This window comes from Jiangella asiatica, assembly GCF_004349065.1.
In the GTDB taxonomy this organism is placed as follows: domain Bacteria; phylum Actinomycetota; class Actinomycetes; order Jiangellales; family Jiangellaceae; genus Jiangella; species Jiangella asiatica.
In genome coordinates, this window is record NZ_SMKZ01000026.1 from 41,631 (window position 1) to 56,865 (window position 15,235).

Annotated in this window: 11 protein-coding genes; 6 read left to right on the plus strand and 5 right to left on the minus strand. The window is 70.7% G+C overall.

The window, feature by feature from the left end; translation table 11 throughout:
* Positions 1-75: 75 nt before the first annotated feature.
* Both E1269_RS18180 and E1269_RS18185 read right to left on the minus strand, forming a co-directional pair.
* Positions 76-708, minus strand: a complete 633-nt coding sequence (locus E1269_RS18180; RefSeq protein ID WP_131897073.1) for a nitroreductase family protein — start codon at positions 706-708, stop codon at positions 76-78.
* Positions 709-785: 77 nt separating this feature from the next.
* Positions 786-1,214: an SPW repeat protein gene (locus E1269_RS18185; RefSeq protein ID WP_131897075.1), complete on the minus strand. Its 429-nt coding sequence runs from the start codon at positions 1,212-1,214 to the stop codon at positions 786-788.
* A gap of 102 nt (positions 1,215-1,316) precedes the next feature.
* Here E1269_RS18185 and E1269_RS18190 point away from each other — a divergent pair, with 102 nt between their 5' ends.
* Both E1269_RS18190 and E1269_RS18195 read left to right on the plus strand, forming a co-directional pair.
* Positions 1,317-2,393 carry a hypothetical protein gene (locus tag E1269_RS18190; RefSeq protein WP_131897077.1) on the plus strand — a complete coding sequence of 359 codons (1,077 nt, stop codon included), beginning with the start codon at positions 1,317-1,319 and terminating at the stop codon, positions 2,391-2,393.
* Between the two features lie 301 nt (positions 2,394-2,694).
* Positions 2,695-4,122, plus strand: a complete 1,428-nt coding sequence (locus E1269_RS18195; protein ID WP_131897079.1) for a multidrug effflux MFS transporter — start codon at positions 2,695-2,697, stop codon at positions 4,120-4,122.
* A gap of 247 nt (positions 4,123-4,369) precedes the next feature.
* Here the strand turns inward: E1269_RS18195 and E1269_RS18200 are convergent, their stop codons facing one another.
* From E1269_RS18200 to E1269_RS18210, 3 genes are all read right to left on the minus strand, one after another.
* Complete coding sequence (locus E1269_RS18200; RefSeq protein WP_131897081.1) at positions 4,370-5,389, minus strand: lactonase family protein; 1,020 nt, start codon at positions 5,387-5,389, stop codon at positions 4,370-4,372.
* Between the two features lie 30 nt (positions 5,390-5,419).
* On the minus strand, positions 5,420-6,781 hold the full coding sequence (locus tag E1269_RS18205; protein WP_420810648.1) for a GGDEF domain-containing protein: 1,362 nt from the start codon (positions 6,779-6,781) through the stop codon (positions 5,420-5,422).
* A 541-nt stretch (positions 6,782-7,322) separates the two neighbouring features.
* On the minus strand, positions 7,323-8,600 hold the full coding sequence (locus E1269_RS18210; protein WP_131897085.1) for an MFS transporter: 1,278 nt from the start codon (positions 8,598-8,600) through the stop codon (positions 7,323-7,325).
* Positions 8,601-9,386: 786 nt separating this feature from the next.
* Between E1269_RS18210 and E1269_RS18215 the strand changes: the two genes are divergently transcribed.
* From E1269_RS18215 to E1269_RS18230, 4 genes are all read left to right on the plus strand, one after another.
* Positions 9,387-10,118 carry a hypothetical protein gene (locus E1269_RS18215; protein ID WP_131897087.1) on the plus strand — a complete coding sequence of 244 codons (732 nt, stop codon included), beginning with the start codon at positions 9,387-9,389 and terminating at the stop codon, positions 10,116-10,118.
* A complete protein-coding gene (locus tag E1269_RS18220; RefSeq protein WP_131897089.1) occupies positions 10,115-12,268 on the plus strand; it encodes an Rv1355c family protein in 2,154 nt (717 codons plus the stop codon). The genes E1269_RS18215 and E1269_RS18220 overlap by 4 nt, the downstream gene beginning before the upstream one ends.
* A 19-nt stretch (positions 12,269-12,287) precedes the next feature.
* The gene (locus tag E1269_RS18225; protein ID WP_131897091.1) at positions 12,288-14,522 is read left to right on the plus strand and encodes a putative bifunctional diguanylate cyclase/phosphodiesterase; all 2,235 of its coding nucleotides are present in this window, start codon (positions 12,288-12,290) and stop codon (positions 14,520-14,522) included.
* A gap of 212 nt (positions 14,523-14,734) precedes the next feature.
* Complete coding sequence (locus E1269_RS18230) at positions 14,735-15,232, plus strand: helix-turn-helix domain-containing protein (RefSeq protein ID WP_131897093.1); 498 nt, start codon at positions 14,735-14,737, stop codon at positions 15,230-15,232.
* The last annotated feature ends 3 nt before the right edge of the window (positions 15,233-15,235 follow it).

Consider the following 15,235-nt stretch of genomic DNA (forward strand, 5'->3'; position numbering starts at 1 on the left):
TCGCCGGACGGTGCTGGCCGTCGCCCCCTGCGCTGAGCCCCACCCCTTCCCCTTGATCATCAACGATCTCGGGTCCTATGACCCCCGAGATCGTTGATGATCAAGGGGGCCGCCCCAGTGACCTCGGTGCACGACGTCGTCGAGGCCGCGCCGGCCGCGCTTCAGTGACGGCGAGCGGCGGTCGGGTGCGCGATGGCCGACCGTGATGGCCCCGATGGGGTCGAACGTGGCGGGCACGCCGAAGGCCTCGCGGAAAGCCGGTACCCGCTCCGGCGGGATGCCGAAGAAGCAGGCACCGAGGTCCTCGTCGACCACGGTCAGCAGTATCAGCAGGCTGGCCATGCCCGTGTCGATGTCCCAGTAGGGCGCCGGCCAGCGTTTCTCGTCGCGGTCGGTCCAGCCCTTGTCCGGCTCGGCGTAACGGTCCAGGTAGGCCTGCTTGGACGACATCGGGACGATCACGACGGGCGCTCGCCGCAGTCCTTCGGACCAGGCATCGACGCCCTGGCCCGGCGGTGTCGACGCGGCCCAAAACCTGGCGACGTCGTCGGCGGTGTCCAACCGCAAGAACGCCCAGCCCTGGCTGAAGCCGGCGCTGGGCGCGTGCAGCGCGTTCTCGAGCATGCGGTCGACGGCGGCCGGGTCGACCGGGCGCTCGTCGTAGTTTCGGATCATGCGGCGGCGGCGGACCAGGTCGGCGAACTCCATGCGCTGCATGATGACGCATCCCCCCGCCGGGCGGTGCCGTGCGGGACCGGTACCGGCACCGCCCGGTCCACTCGTTTCTAGACGCGGCTGCGGCGCATGCCGCTGGACATCATCGCCAGGGCGCACAGAATCGCGACCGCTCCGGTGATGATGTTGCTGACGACGGCCGATGTGTCGGGTGTGTCGCCGGCGACCACCCATGGTGCGACGATGGCCCAGGCGCCGAGGATCGGCGCGACCCAGGCCAGGCCGTGCAGGTGGCCGTAGGAGGCCACGAAGCCCGCCGCCAACAGAGCGATGGCGAGGCCGGTGACCAGGTTGGTGACGGTGAGTGCGGAGTGCTCGGTGAACCCGACCACCCATGGTGACGTCGCCAGATAGAGACCGGCCAGGAAGGCGAGACCGTCGGCGGACTGGGCCACGGGGGTCTCGGCGATCTGGTCGTACCTGTTCCTCATGACGGCAACGTCGGGATGCTGCTCGATGTCGGGACTGGGCATGGACATGACCCCACCTCCTCGGAGGACTCGGGTCGATCCCGCACTCTCTATGATGCTCCTGTCGACGCCCGATCGTCGAAGCCGCCGCCGCTGAAGAGACGAGCTGACATGGCGTTCTTCCGCCGCAAGTCCCGTGTGCCCGACGACCCCCGTCCGGCCATCGCCCAGTTCTGGGCGTGGTGGGCCGAGCACCGCGGCGACGTCCTGGCCGCGACCGAGGTGCGTTTCTCGGCCGACGACGCCGACGTGGCGGCGGACGACAGGCGCTCGGACGACCTCATCGCCCTGTTGCGCCCGGCGATCGCGGCGATCGACCCGTCGCTCAACTGGGAGCTGGCGCGCAGTACGACCAAGCGGTTCACGCTCGTGGTGTCCAGCGGCGGCAAGGCGGAGCTGCGCGCGCTGGCCGAGCGGTGGGCGCTCGCGGCGCCGGACGACCCCGACGTCGAGTTCGCGCCGGTGCGACGGGCCGACCCGTCGCTGTTCGAGTCGGCCGTCATGAAGGTCGACGACTACGACGTCGAGCTGCGCGAGCTGGTCGCCGGCACCCGGGTCGACGTCCAGCACGGCGTGCTCGACGTCGTCATCCACCATCCCCTGTTCCCGCTGCTCGACCGGGAGCATCGGCTGTCGGTCGCGTTCCTGGGCCTGGACGCCGCACTGGGCGAGGACGACGCCGAGCGGTGGATCGGCGAGGTCGAGGTCTCCGCCGACGCCCCCATCGACGCCATCCCGGTCGCGGTGCTGGGCACCGTCGTCGACCAGCTGCGCCCGGCCGGGGGGCAGTGGGCGGTGCTGCGCGGCACCAGCCGGTCCGGCCCGATCGTCGCCCTGGTCCGCCGTCCCCTGGACCGGGTGGAGCGGCCGCTCGCCGACACCCATGTGGCCGTCGTACTCGACTACGAGGCCATGCCCGACGGCCAGCCGCGCGAGCCCGCGATCGTCGACGAGGCCGAGAAGCTCGGCGAGCAGGTGCTGGCCGAGCTCGGCGGCGACGGTCCGCGGGTCATTCACGTCGGCCGGGTCACCGGTGGCGGGCAGATCGTCGTGCACTACTACGTCGACGGCCTCGAGGTCGACGCGTCGCGGGTCGGACCCGTCCTGGAGGGGTGGACGCACGGGACGGCCGCCGTGCAGGCGAGGCCCGACCCGGGCTGGAAGGCGGTCGCGCCCCTGCTGCGCTGACCGCACCGCGGGCCGCCCGGAGTGACGGTTCACACGTCTCCGCGTGCTGCACGCGGTGAATTTCGGCTGTGGAATGTCAGCCGCGTCTGGCACAGTTGTTGATGGCGACATCCGCGCCGTCGACGCCGCGGTCCTGGTCCGTCTGACACCCCCGCACTCACCTCTGGAACGAGGTCCTGCCTCCATGCCTGCGCGCGCTCGCTCCGCGACCGAAGCCGCCCTCGACCCGGCCCCCGACACCGCCACCGAATCAGCCACCGAATCTGCTACCGAATCAGCTACCGCGTCGTCCCGCCAGCAGATGATCCGCCGGGTGCTCGTGCTCGGTGCCCTGACCGCGCTCGGCCCGCTGACCATCGACCTCTACCTGCCCGCGTTCCCGGCCATCTCCGGCGACCTCGGCGCGTCGGAGTCACAGGTGCAGCTGACCCTGACCGGCACGCTGCTCGGCTTCGCCGTCGGCCAGCTGATCCTCGGACCGCTGTCCGACGCCGTCGGCCGTCGCCGTCCGCTCATGGCGGCCGCCGCCGTGCACGTCCTCGCCTCGCTGCTGTGCGCACTGGCACCGAACATCGCGACGCTGGGCGCCTTCCGCGTGCTGCAGGGCATGGCGGCCGCCGCGGGCGCCGTTGTGTCGATGGCCGTGGTCCGCGACCTGTACACCGGCCTGCCGGCGGTGCAGCTGCTGTCGCGGCTCATGTTGGTAACCGGTGTTGCGCCGGTGCTGGCGCCGACCCTGGGCGGCCAGGTGCTGCGGTTCACCGACTGGCGAGGCGTGTTCTGGGTGCTCGGTGCTCTGGGCGTCGGTCTGCTGGCCGTGGTCGTGTTCGGCCTGAAGGAGACGCTGCCGGTGGAGCGGCGCCGGTCCGGAGGCGTCGCCGGCACCGTGCGCACCTACGGGTCGATCCTGCGCGAGCGGACCTTCGTCGGGCTCATGCTGACCGGCGGGCTGATGATGGCGGCGCTGTTCGGCTACATCGCCGGCTCGTCGTTCGTCTTCCAGGACGTGTACGGGCTGTCCGAGCAGTCCTACGGCATCGTGTTCGGCGTCAACTCCGCCGGCCTCATCCTCGCCACGCAGCTCAACGCACGGCTCGTCCGGCGGGTCAGGTCGCAGTGGGTGCTGTCCGGTGCCCTGGTGGTCGCGTCGTCGTCCGCGGCGTTGATGCTCGTGTTCGCGGTGACCGGCCTGTTCGGCATCTACGGCGTGGCGGTGCCGCTGTTCGCGATCCTGACCACGGTCGGTTTCACCATGCCCAACATCCCGGCGCTCGCCCTGGCCAGCCACGGTCGCTCGGCCGGCACCGCGGCGGCTCTGCTCGGCGCGATGAACTTCCTGGTCGGCGCGGTCAGTGCACCGTTGGTGGGCGCGTTCGGCACCGGCTCGTCGGTGCCGATGGCCGGGGTCATGCTGGCCATGTCGGCGCTGGCGGTGGCCGCGATGTTCCTCGTCGCCCGGCCGGCCCGGATCGGCGGGCTGGAGCCGGACCCGCCCATCACGGTCGCGGTCGAGCCGGAGGCGCCGGTGCCGGCCGCCGACCCGCACCTGGCCGGCGAAGGGCCCCGGCGGGGTCGCCGTCGCGCGGCGCGGCTGACCACTCGCCGGCACGGCCGCCACGCCGTCGCGCACGATGCCGCCCCGGCCGGTCGGCGCCGGGTCACCGCCGCTACAGGCACCCGCCGAACCCGTCGACAGGGAGCCCTGCGCAAGCCCAACCACCAGGGCTGAGGCCTGCACGGGTGGGGCCAGCGGTGGTATCACCCGTCCGTGGAGAAGACGACCAGCTACCTGCCGGACGACCTGAGGGCAGCGGTCAAATGGGTGGCGCCTGGGAGCTCCCCGCGATTGGTCCGGACGAGCTCGGCCAGGTCGCGACCCTCGATCGCCGTCACTTCGAGGTGCTGCGGCCGTTGGGCGGCGGGCGCTTCCGGCTCGTGCCGTGAAGCAGCTGCATCGTCACCAGTGATCCGTGGTGTCAGGCGAAGAGGATGCTCGCCGGGCTGGGGGTCTCGAGGACGGGGTCGCGGCGCTCCGGCACGCCGGTCTCGGGGTCCAGCCGGAACGTCACGAGCGCGTCTGAGAACTGGTTTGCCACGTAGAGGTAGCGCCCGGAGGGGTCGACCTCCAGGTCGCGCGGGTGCGTGCCGCCGCACGGGACCGTGGCCACCAGAGAGACGTCGGGCCCGTCGACGGTGAGTGCGGCTACCTCGTCGGGACCGCGGTTGGCGACGTAGAGGAACCGGCCGGTGGGGTCGAGGCGGATGGCCGACGGCTGGCTCCCGCCACGGTCGGTGCCAGGGTGAGTCGGCACGTCGGCCACCACCGCCGGGGCCGTGAGGTCGATGACCGAGATGGTGGAGCTCAGCTCGTTGACGACGTACGCATGGTCGCCGGCGAGGACGAGGTGCCGAGGGCCGGAGCCGGCGGCGACCCGGATCTCGTCGGCGAGAGCGAGCCGGCCGGTCGACTCGTCGAAGTCGTAGCGGTACACGGTGTCGGTGCCGAGGTCCGTGGCCAGGACGTGGCCGCGGACCGGGTCGGTCACGATCATGTGCGCGTGCGGGCCGTCCTGACGAGTGCCGTTGGGGCCGCTGCCGGAGTGCTGCACTACGTGCGTCGCGTCGTCGAGGGCTCCGTCGGCGAGGATCCGGTGCACGCTGATGGAGCCGGAGCCGTAGTCGGCGGTGAGCACGAACCGGCCGCTGGGATGCACCGACAGGTGGCAGGGGCCGGAGCCGCCGGTCGGGCGCGGCACGCCGAGAGGGGTGAGGGTGTCGCCGTCGACAGCCCAGGCGCTGACCCGTCCCTCGGCCACCTCGTGCACGGTGAACAGCACCCGTCCGTCAGCGGACCGTGCCACGTACATGGGGTTGTCGACGCCCTGGGCGCCAACACCGATCGGCTTCACCCAGCCGTCGTCGACGTCGGCGACGGTGATCCCAGCCGCGCTACTGCCTCCGCCGCCCGTCGTGGCGGCCCCGATGTATGCACGCATGCGCACATCATTCCGTACCCGGCGACGGCGTCACAGGGTGGTCGACGGTGGCTCCAGCTGGCTAGGCAGCTCGGCGGGACGTGACTGCACGTCAGCGTCGGAGCCACCCAGCCGGACGGTGTTGCGGCCGGAGTTCTTGGCCGCGTAGAGGGCGGTGTCGGCCGCCAGCAGCAGCTCGTCGATGGTGCCGATGCCCTCGGACGGGTAGATGGCGCCGCCCACCGACGCGGTGATCGAGGTGTGGGCTCCGACAGGGGCACCGTCGGGCGGATCGACGACGATGGTCTGGACGCGGCGGCGGATGCGCTCGGCGACGTTGCGGAGGTTCTGGCGGGTGCCGACCTCCGGCAGCACCACGACGAACTCCTCTCCGCCCCAGCGGCCGCAGGCGTCCTGGTCGCGGATCTCGGCGATGAGCTCCTGAGCGACCGCCTTGAGCACCAGGTCGCCGTGTGGGTGGCCGAAGGTGTCGTTCAGCCTCTTGAAGTGGTCGAGGTCGACGATCAGCAAGCCGAGGGTTTCGCCGTGGTCCTGTGCCCGGGCCAGGGAGCGCTCGGCGAAGTCGTGCCACCAGCCCGCTGTGGCCAGGCCGGTCTTGGCGTCGATGCGCGACGCCTGTTGGTACTGGTTGAGCAGGATGCCGCGGTGCAGCGCCACCATGGCGACGACGATGCCGGGCAGCACGAACGGGTTGCTGACGACGACAGCCGCGGCCACGAGGCCGAGGCCGATGGCGCCGGCCTCGAGGAGCTGCTCACCGAAGTTGGCGAACATGTCGCGAGCGGTGGTGGTGGGCTTGGACAGTGCGATGGCCGCCATGACCAGACCCACGTTGATGGCCCACCGAGCCACGGCCGCACAGGCCACGACGCCGAGCTCCAGCAGGCCGTTCAGCGAGGCACCGCCCGGTGCGCCGGGATAGCCCGGCATGCCGAGCGCGAGGACTGCCACCGCTGCCTGGGTGCCGACCAGGACGGTCGCGCACGAGAACACCCAGCGGTATGGCAGCTTCTGCGCGTGCGGCTTCACCCGCGACCACGCCAGTGCGTAGGTGAAGATGACCATGGCCGAGGCGAAGACCGGCGGCAGCACGATGACCGCCGCGAAGCTCCAGACCGACTTGGTATCGATGTACGGTGCGGCACTGGTGCGCGCGTACTCTCGGCGGCGTTCGAAGTGGCGGGTCAGCTCGATGGCGACCGTGGCGCACACTGCGAGAACCCCGAACCGCAGGGCGTCCGTCGTGGTGACGGGCATGAGGAACGTGGTGGCCGTGGTCACGAAGGCGCCGACGGCGACGACGATCAGGACCAGCGCGATGACAGCTCTGGGCGCTGCCCAGAGCGCCCAGCCGGCGACCCAGGAACGGGATCTTCGATACAAGCCGTGCACTCGCATTCACCTGCGCAAATAGCCGTACCCCGTGAGTCGTGACGCACATACTAACCGAAAACGGGCGATCCTTGCGTGGCAGGGTGCTTCCTGATGATGGGGAGAATGAAAGCGCAATCGGACCTAACTGGTGCATACGGACATCGGTTGGCCGCCGGCCGGAAGGGGAAGCGGCAGGGAGGTGTGTCGTCATGCGTGACAGCAACTGGACGTGAGCGAGGAGTGGGCACGGTAAGGCTCGAGCGGTGACGGGAGGTGTGCTCGATGCGCGACAGCAACTGGACGTGACGGTGAGACCTGGTGGCGACGGTTCGAGCGGCGAAGGAGGTGCCGGCGATGCGTGACACGAACTGGAACGGCTGAGACGTCAGGAGATCGTCGATGGGCACGAGGTGAAGAGAGGGGGCGCCGGCGATGCGTGACACGAACTGGAACGGCTGAGCGTGACCGGGGGCGTCCGTGACCGCGAGGAAGCAGAAGGAGGTGCCCGCGATGCGCGACACCAACTGGAGCGAGTGACATTCGATCGAGGCCCGGCAAATCACGGCTGGGCGCGTAGGTCATCGGCCTCGTCCGGCGGGATGGACAGAGTGGGGGACGAGGCCGCGCGTCGCCACCTGACGGTGGCGACCGCTGCCGCCACGGTGCCGAGAGCAGCCGCGGCGGCGATGATCGCCGACGGTGCCAGGAACTGGGCCGCGATACCGGCGAGCACGATGGCCAGACCCTGCGCTGCCCGCAGCGCGGCGATGGCGACACCGACCGCCTGACCGCGCCGGTGTGCGGGTACCGACGCGACGTAGGCGGACTGGGTGATCATGTCGTGCGCCGAGAACACGCCGCTGAGCGTCCACAGGACGACCGAGACGGCCAGCCCGGGTGCCCACCCGGACGGCAGCAGGACCGCGCTCGTCGCGATGGCGAGCGGTCCCATGAGCGCCAGCCGGCGGTCGGGCCGGAAGCGTCGCAGCAGCAGCATGCCGATGACCGTTCCGACGGGGTTGGCGGCCAGCAGCCAGCCGACGGCGACGGTGCCGGCGTCGATCTGCCCGGCGTACGGCACGGCGAGCCCTTCGGGCACGACGTAGAAGCCCGAGCAGCAGGCGATGGCCAGCAGGGTCCGTAGCCGCGCGTCGTGGGCCACCACGCGCCAGCCGGCCCGGATGGTCTGCCACTGCCCGCCGGGCGGCACGCCATCGAGGTCGTCGGCGTCCCCAGGCAGGGACTCCCGGGGGCGGTGCGCGTTCAGCCCGTAGGCGATCAGGGCGGCCGACACCACGAACGTCATGGCGTTGATCACCAGTGCGGTGGACGTGCCGAGCTCGGCCACCAGCGCCGCACCTGCGCCGAACCCGGCCACGAGCCCGGCCTGGTAGGTGATGGAGATGACGCCCAGCCCGAGCGTGAGCCGGTCGCCGACCAGCATGTCGGCCAGCGCGGCCTGCCGGGCGGCCGAGAATGGAGCCGCGAGCAACTGGACCAGCGCGAGCAGAGCCACCTGTCCGGCGAGCGGGACGACCGGGACGGCCATCACCACCACTAGTGCGGCCCGCGCGAGGTCGGTGACGACCATCACATCTCGGCGCGGGTAGCGATCGGCCAGTCCGGCCAGGGTGGCACCGCCGACCAGATCGGGCAGGTAGGTCAGGGCGTACGTGAGCGCCGCGAGCCCGGCGGACTCCGTGCGATCGAACACCAGCAGCGTGAGCGCCACCCTGGCCAGCTGGTCGCCGATCACCGAGAGCGCGTGCGCGAGCCACAGCCAGCGGAACTCCGTGGCTGCGAAGACGTCACGATAGGTGGCCGGGGAACCAGACATACAGGGAGAGTCTTACCGCTTCGTTGACGCGCGGCAAGGACGGGGTCTCCGATGCGTCACGCCGCCCACGGCCGACAGAACTCGCAGGCTGTGCCGCTCGTGCAATTCCAAAAGCGCCGTTGAAAGGCGCCCGCTCGGGGTTGTCGGCATTACTTCTCGGGCCGCTGTTATTCGACTCGGCGGACTAGGCGCCGTTCCGTCACGCTGAGCGACGGTGTTGGTAAAACGTGACGTAGAGTGAGGTGTTGATCACTGTGTGTCACCCGCTTGACCGCTACTCTGAGTTACTTTTTGTGACGCAAAGTAGTTGTTGCGCGATCCCTTTCCGCTGTCTATTCTCTAACCATTCGCACCGGCAATTACGTGTCTCGGCCCCAATTCGAAAGGATTGGATAGCCACGAGGGACGGGGACGTCGTGAGTAGTCGCGGCAACCTCGGGGTTCACCGAGGCACGTGGTGCGTATCACGGCTTCGGCCGTGACCCTGGACCGGTACGGCCCTCCGCCCTGCACAGGCCGTGCCGTGAAAAGGGAACGTGGTGCGCGCGTCCGGGGACGTGCGCACCACGTTCCAAACGGGGCGGCGACGGGTTTCCGCGGGCTGGTCTCGTCGCCGCATTGGTGGAGGCGCGGCGGGTCTGTTGGGGGGCAGGCACCCGTCGCGTTCTCCATTTCGGCGTCTTCTTCGCGCCGCGGTCGGGCATTATGGAACATCTAGAGCATGAACGGCGCATACGGTACAGAGATCACAGACCGGACGGAGCCGTGAAGCTAGGTGTTGATCTGATGACGAGTATCGGCCCCCGCAGTACCGCCGCTCACCCGCGCGCAGAGACCTCCGCGCTGTACCAGTTCCGTGACGAGCCGTCCCAGACCTGGCTGCGCTTCTACACCCCCGCGCGCCGGTTCGACCTCTGGGACGAGTACGTCGCGGGCGCCAGGCGGACCTATCAGCGCTACCGGGTCGAGAGCGCACTCAAGATCCCGCCGGCCACGGCGGACTCGCCCGGCCCCTTCTACGCCGTCGCCTCGGACGACGATGGCGTGGTGCGGGGCGGCTGGTACACCAACGGCCGCCTCGACTCCGTCACGAGCGCGCATGCGCCGTCGGAGTTCGCCAGTCAGCCGTACTCGGCGGCGATGGTGGCCGACTGGATCGACGGCGTGCTCGACACCGGTGTCATGGAGATGAAGGGCGCCTGGGTCGACCCCGCCTCTGAACACAAGTCCGCGCTGGCCGACCTGCTGGCCCGCTCGTACCTGCACGCCCTGCACGTCGTCGGGGTGGCCTACGCGTTCGGGACGGCGGCCGAGCACGCCGCGCCGCGCTGGGGACAGTCCGGTGCGCGGTCGCTCGACGGCCTCGTCCTCGCGACCTACCCGGACGAGCGGTACCGCACCACGTTCCTCTGGTGGCACGTCGATGGGTCGCCGGAGCTGTGCGCGCCGGAGCAGCGGGAGCTGTACGAGGCCGAGCGCCGGCAAGCCCTCGGGCGGGACCCCGAGGCGCGCCCATGACGGAGGACCCTGCCCCAGAAGCAGCGTGGCGACCGGTCCACGTCGACGATCCCGAGAAGCTGGCCGACCTGCGCCGCAATCCGGGGGTCGCTGTCATCGACACGATCGACCAGCAGCGGCGCGACCTGGCCCGGATGCTGCCGTCGCCGGTTCCTGCCCACCTCGACGAGCCCAGCCGCTGGTACCACTACCCGTGGCGGCGAGCCGTCGTGCACGTTCTCGGTCCGGGCGGCTTCCAGGCGCTGCGGTCCGACCGCAACCGCAACAAGATCACCGCCGAGGAGCAGCGACGCCTGCGCGAGCTCACGATCGGAGTGGTCGGGCTGAGCGTCGGCCACGCCATCGCACACACGCTGGCGCTCGAGGGCGTCTGCGGACGCATCCGGCTGGCCGACTTCGACCACATCGAGCTGTCGAACCTCAACCGCATCCCGGGCACGGTCTTCGACCTCGGCCTCAACAAGGCGGTCGTGCTCGCCCGCCGCATCGCCGAGCTCGACCCATACATCGACGTCGAGATCGAGCCGCGTGGCCTGGACCTGGACACCGCCGACGCGTTCATGACCGGCCTGGACATCGTGGTCGAGGAGTGTGACGCGTTCGACCTCAAGGTCGCCGTGCGCGACGCCGCGCGCCGGCACGGGGTGCCGCTGGTCATGGAGACCAACGAGCGCGGCCTGCTGGACATCGAACGGTACGACCTGGAGCCGGACCGGCCGATGTTCCACGGCCTGCTCGGCGATGTCGAGCCGAAGCGGTTGATCGGCCTGTCGACGCACGACAAGGTCCCCTACGTCCTGCGGGTCCTGGAACCCGACGAGCTCACCGCGGTCATGGCCGCCTCGATGACCGAGGTCGACGAGACGCTGAGCACCTGGCCGCAGCTGGGCGGAGACGTCAGCCTCGGCGCGGCGACGGTGGCCGCCGCGGTCCGGGCGCTCGGTCTCGGCCGGGCGCTGCCGTCGGGCCGGGTGCGGGTGGATGTCGAGGCGCTGCTCGGCAAGGTCGCCGAGCCGCCCCGGCCGCCGGACCTGGTCTCCGCCGCCGCGCGCGAGGTCGCGCCGGAGCAGCCACCGGCGGGGGCCTGGGACGCCGTGGCGCACGCCGCACGGATGGCACCGTCGGGCGGCAACACCCAACCGTGGCGCTTCGCAGTCGACGAGACCGGTCTGGACATCCTGCTCGACCCGGCGCAGACCTCGACCCTCGACGTCGCGTTCCGCGGCAGCTACGTGGCCATCGGCGCGGCGCTGTTCAACGCCAGGGTCGCCGCGGCCCGGCACGGCCTCCTGGGCGTGGTCGAGATCTTTCCGGGCGGCGGGGCTCGCGCGGGCCGGCCGGACGGCGCCGACGACGACGCACCGGCGGCGCGGCTGCGCTTCGGCGGCGATGCCCCGCAGGAGCTGGCCGGACTCTACGAGTCGATGCTCGACCGGGTGTCCAACCGACACCTCAACCGGCCCGGAGCACTACCCGGCGACGTGGCGCCGGCGCTGGTGCGGGTGGCCCGGGCGGAGGGCGGCGACGCGGTCGTGGTCACCGACCGCGACACGCTCACCGAGCTGGGCGAGCTGATGGGCGAGTCGGACCGGCTGCGCTACCTCACCCCGCACCTGCACCGCGAGATGATGCGCGAGCTGCGCTGGCCCGGCACCGACGACCTGGCGTGGGGCCTGGACGTGCGGACGCTCGAGCTCGACGACTCCGACCTGGCGAAGCTGGCGGTGGCGCGGCGCGCGGACGTGATGGGCGTGCTGGCCGAGCAGGATCTGGGCCGGGCGCTAGGGGAGCCGACCCGCGACCGCGTCGGCGGGGCCGCCGGGCTGGTGGTGGTGACCGCCGACGGCACCCGGCCAGCCGACTACGTCCGTGCCGGGCAGGCCGTCGAGCGCGTCTGGATCGAGGCCGAACGGCACGGCTTGGCGGTGCAGGCGATGTCGCCGGTGTTCATCTTCGCCGTGGACGACTCCGACTACGAGGAGCTGTCACCGCGATACGCGCCGCGTTTACGGCAGCTTCGCCGGGTATTCGCCGATCTGAGCGGAACGACCGACCGGGCCATCGCCCTCGTGATGCGTATCGGATACGCTCCGTCGATCAGCGTCCGAAGCCGCCGCCTGCCTGCAGACCGAACCGTACGGACGCGTTGAGGGCCACGGAGACCGACCTATGAAGATGGACCCCGAGACCATCCAGCCCCTGCTGAAAGCGTTGGCAGAGGCCACGGACAGCATCTCCGCCGACGTGCTGGCCGTCGGGGGCGGCATGCCGCTGGTGTCCTGGGGGAGCGCGACGACGGCCGGGGTGTCGGGCAGTGCGTTGACCGAGATGCGCGAGGCGATCCGCGGCATCACCGCCCGGGTCGTCCAGCACGGCGACGACGGCGTGGTCGAGACCGATCAGACCGTCGGCCACCAGCTGCTCGCCACCGGGCTGAGCTATCACGACTTCCACGGAGCGGTGTGCCTGGTCCGCGGCCTCGACCGTCCGTGGCGCGCCAACGACCGCACGCTGCTGGCGATGGCGGGCGCGTTGTGCGCCGCCGTCATGGAGGCCGGTGAGGTGCCCGGCCAGTACGGCCGCCTCGACGCGCTCGTCACTTATGTCGCCTCCGAGCTGATGGGCGTCTCCACCACCGACCGGGCCGAGACCACCCACCGGGTGCTGGGCGAGCTCGGCCGCTACTTCGGCGCCGACACGTGCGTCCTGCGGCACAACGACCCGGAGAAGCGGGCCAGCATCCTCATCGACGAGTGGCCGCGCCGGGAGCACATCCCCGACCCCGACCCGCTGGGCGAGGTGCCGTGGGACACCGACGATCCCATCTTCGCCATGATCAAGGACTTGCGCGAGCCGTTCATCCTCCGCCCCGGCGACGGCCAGCACGACTACCAGGAACGGGTCGAAGCGGGCTCGGGCGTCCCCGAGGTGTCAATGGCCACCGTCCCCCTGATCGAGGGTGACGTCACCCGTGGCGTGCTCGGTCTCATCCATTTCGGCGACCGCATCTGGACCCGTGCCGAGGTTCGTGCGCTGCGCGCCATCGCCTCGCTGTTCGTGCAGCTCGACGGGCGGGTCACGGCCGAGGAGAGCCTCCACCACCAGGCGTACCACGACGAGCTGACCGGCCTGTGGAACCGCCGGGCCTTCGTCGAGCACCTGAGCACCGTGCTGACCAATGACCCGCAGGCTCCGCTGGCGGTGCTGTTCGCGGACATGGATCGGCTCAAGACCGTCAACGACGTCCTCGGCCACGCCATCGGCGACAGCTTCATCCGGCAGGTGGCGCAGCGGCTGCGCGAGTCGGTGCGGCCGCACGACGTGGTCGCCCGGCTGGCCGGCGACGAATTCGTCATCGTGCTCCACGGCATAGGCTCGGTCGCAGCCGCCGAGCGGGCCGCCCGGCGCATCCTCGACCGGGTGGCCGAGCCGCTCGAGGTGGGCGGGCACTCGATCAGCCGTAGCGCCAGCATCGGCCTGGTGGTCAGCGGCGACATCGCCAGCACCGCCGATGAGCTGCTGAGCAATGCCGATGTCGCTCTCCTGGAGGCGAAGGATCGGGGTGGTGACTCCGTGGTCACGTTCAACGACGAGCTGCGGTCCAAGCTGCTCAACCGAGCTGATCTCGAACTACGGCTGCGCACCGCCATCAGCGACAACCAGATGCGGTTGTACTTCCAGCCCGAGTTCGACCTGCGCGACGGGCGGCTGACGGCGGTCGAGGCGCTGGTGCGCTGGCAGCACCCCGAGCGCGGACTGCTCGCCGCGGAGTCGTTCGTCTCCGTCGTGGAGGAGATCAACCTCGCGGCGGAGCTGGGCCGCTGGGTTCTGGAGGAGGCCTGCCGGCAGCTGTCGGTCTGGAAGAGCACATCGTCGGTGCCGCCGCCGGTCGTGCGGGTCAACATCTCCGCCGGAGAGCTGATCAGCGCGGACTTCGTCGGGTTCGTCGCCACGTTGCTGAGCAGGTACGGCCTGGCGCCGGCCGAGCTGGGCATCGAGATCACCGAGGGCACGGTGATGCGTGAGCTCGACGACGTGCAGGCCACGCTCAACGGGCTTCGCGGCCTCGGCGTCACGCTGGCCATCGACGACTTCGGCACCGGTTACAGCTCGCTGGCCCAGCTCAAGCAGCTGCCGGTCGACATCCTGAAGATCGACCGCAGTTTCGTCTCGGCGCTGGCCGAGAGCAGCGGGGATCGCGCCATCGTCGCCGCGATCGTCCGGCTGGCCGAGGCGTTCAACCTGACGACAGTCGCGGAGGGGGTGGAGGATCCGGCCGCGGTGACGACCCTGCTGGACCTGGGTTGCTACCGGGCGCAGGGCTTCTTCATGTCGAAACCGCTGCCGGCACAGGTGGTTCTGGAGCAGGCGCGGAATCCCGGCGTTCCGCTGCGGATGGCGTGACGAGTGAGACAAACGTTGGCCTTTGCCTTGCGAAACACCTAGCATGCGGGCTGAACAGGTAGCGGACAGTCGGTGATCAATAGGCGACGATTGCCCGGTATTCTCTGGATTGTCCCGGGTACGTATCCGGGGCCTGCCAAGGGGGGCGCGGCGCAGGCGTGCTGGTGAGGGCGAATCAGTACGGAGGACGAGGCACCTTGGGGAGCTCGACGATGAACGACGGCAGTCCGGACTCGACCGAGGAGGACTTCGCTAAGGTCGTGGGCGCGCGGCTGCGGGCGCTGCGCAAGCGCCGGCGGCTGTCGCTGCAGGCTGTGGAGGAGAAGTCCGGTGGCCGGTTGCGCGCGGTCGTGGTCGGCTCGTACGAGCGCGGCGACCGGGTCGCATCGATCCGCCGCATCGCCGAGCTCGCGGAGTTCTACGGTGTACCGGTCGACACGCTCGTCTCCGACGGCGCACGGTCCAGGATCCCGGCGCAAGAGGGGAAGCTGGTCATCGACCTCGACGCGCTACGCAACGCGCCGCCCGAGGCCGAGCGGCTGGCCACCTTCGTGGCCTCGATCCAGCGCCAGCGCAACGACTTCGGCAGCCCGGTTCTGACCATCCGGGCCGAGGACATCTCGCTCGCGGCACTGCTCTACGAGATCCCGCCGGCGGAGCTGCGCGAGAAGCTCGTGACGTGGGGCGTGCTGGCCCCGCGCGGCACCTGACCC

Coding starts and splice junctions, on each gene's coding strand:
- E1269_RS18180 (WP_131897073.1), bottom strand. CDS start 708: ATGGAGTTCGCCGACCTGGTCCGCCGCCGCCGCATGATCCGAAACTAC.
- E1269_RS18185 (WP_131897075.1), bottom strand. CDS start 1,214: ATGTCCATGCCCAGTCCCGACATCGAGCAGCATCCCGACGTTGCCGTC.
- E1269_RS18190 (WP_131897077.1), top strand. CDS start 1,317: ATGGCGTTCTTCCGCCGCAAGTCCCGTGTGCCCGACGACCCCCGTCCG.
- E1269_RS18195 (WP_131897079.1), top strand. CDS start 2,695: ATGATCCGCCGGGTGCTCGTGCTCGGTGCCCTGACCGCGCTCGGCCCG.
- E1269_RS18200 (WP_131897081.1), bottom strand. CDS start 5,389: ATGCGTGCATACATCGGGGCCGCCACGACGGGCGGCGGAGGCAGTAGC.
- E1269_RS18210 (WP_131897085.1), bottom strand. CDS start 8,600: ATGTCTGGTTCCCCGGCCACCTATCGTGACGTCTTCGCAGCCACGGAG.
- E1269_RS18215 (WP_131897087.1), top strand. CDS start 9,387: ATGACGAGTATCGGCCCCCGCAGTACCGCCGCTCACCCGCGCGCAGAG.
- E1269_RS18220 (WP_131897089.1), top strand. CDS start 10,115: ATGACGGAGGACCCTGCCCCAGAAGCAGCGTGGCGACCGGTCCACGTC.
- E1269_RS18225 (WP_131897091.1), top strand. CDS start 12,288: ATGAAGATGGACCCCGAGACCATCCAGCCCCTGCTGAAAGCGTTGGCA.
- E1269_RS18230 (WP_131897093.1), top strand. CDS start 14,735: ATGAACGACGGCAGTCCGGACTCGACCGAGGAGGACTTCGCTAAGGTC.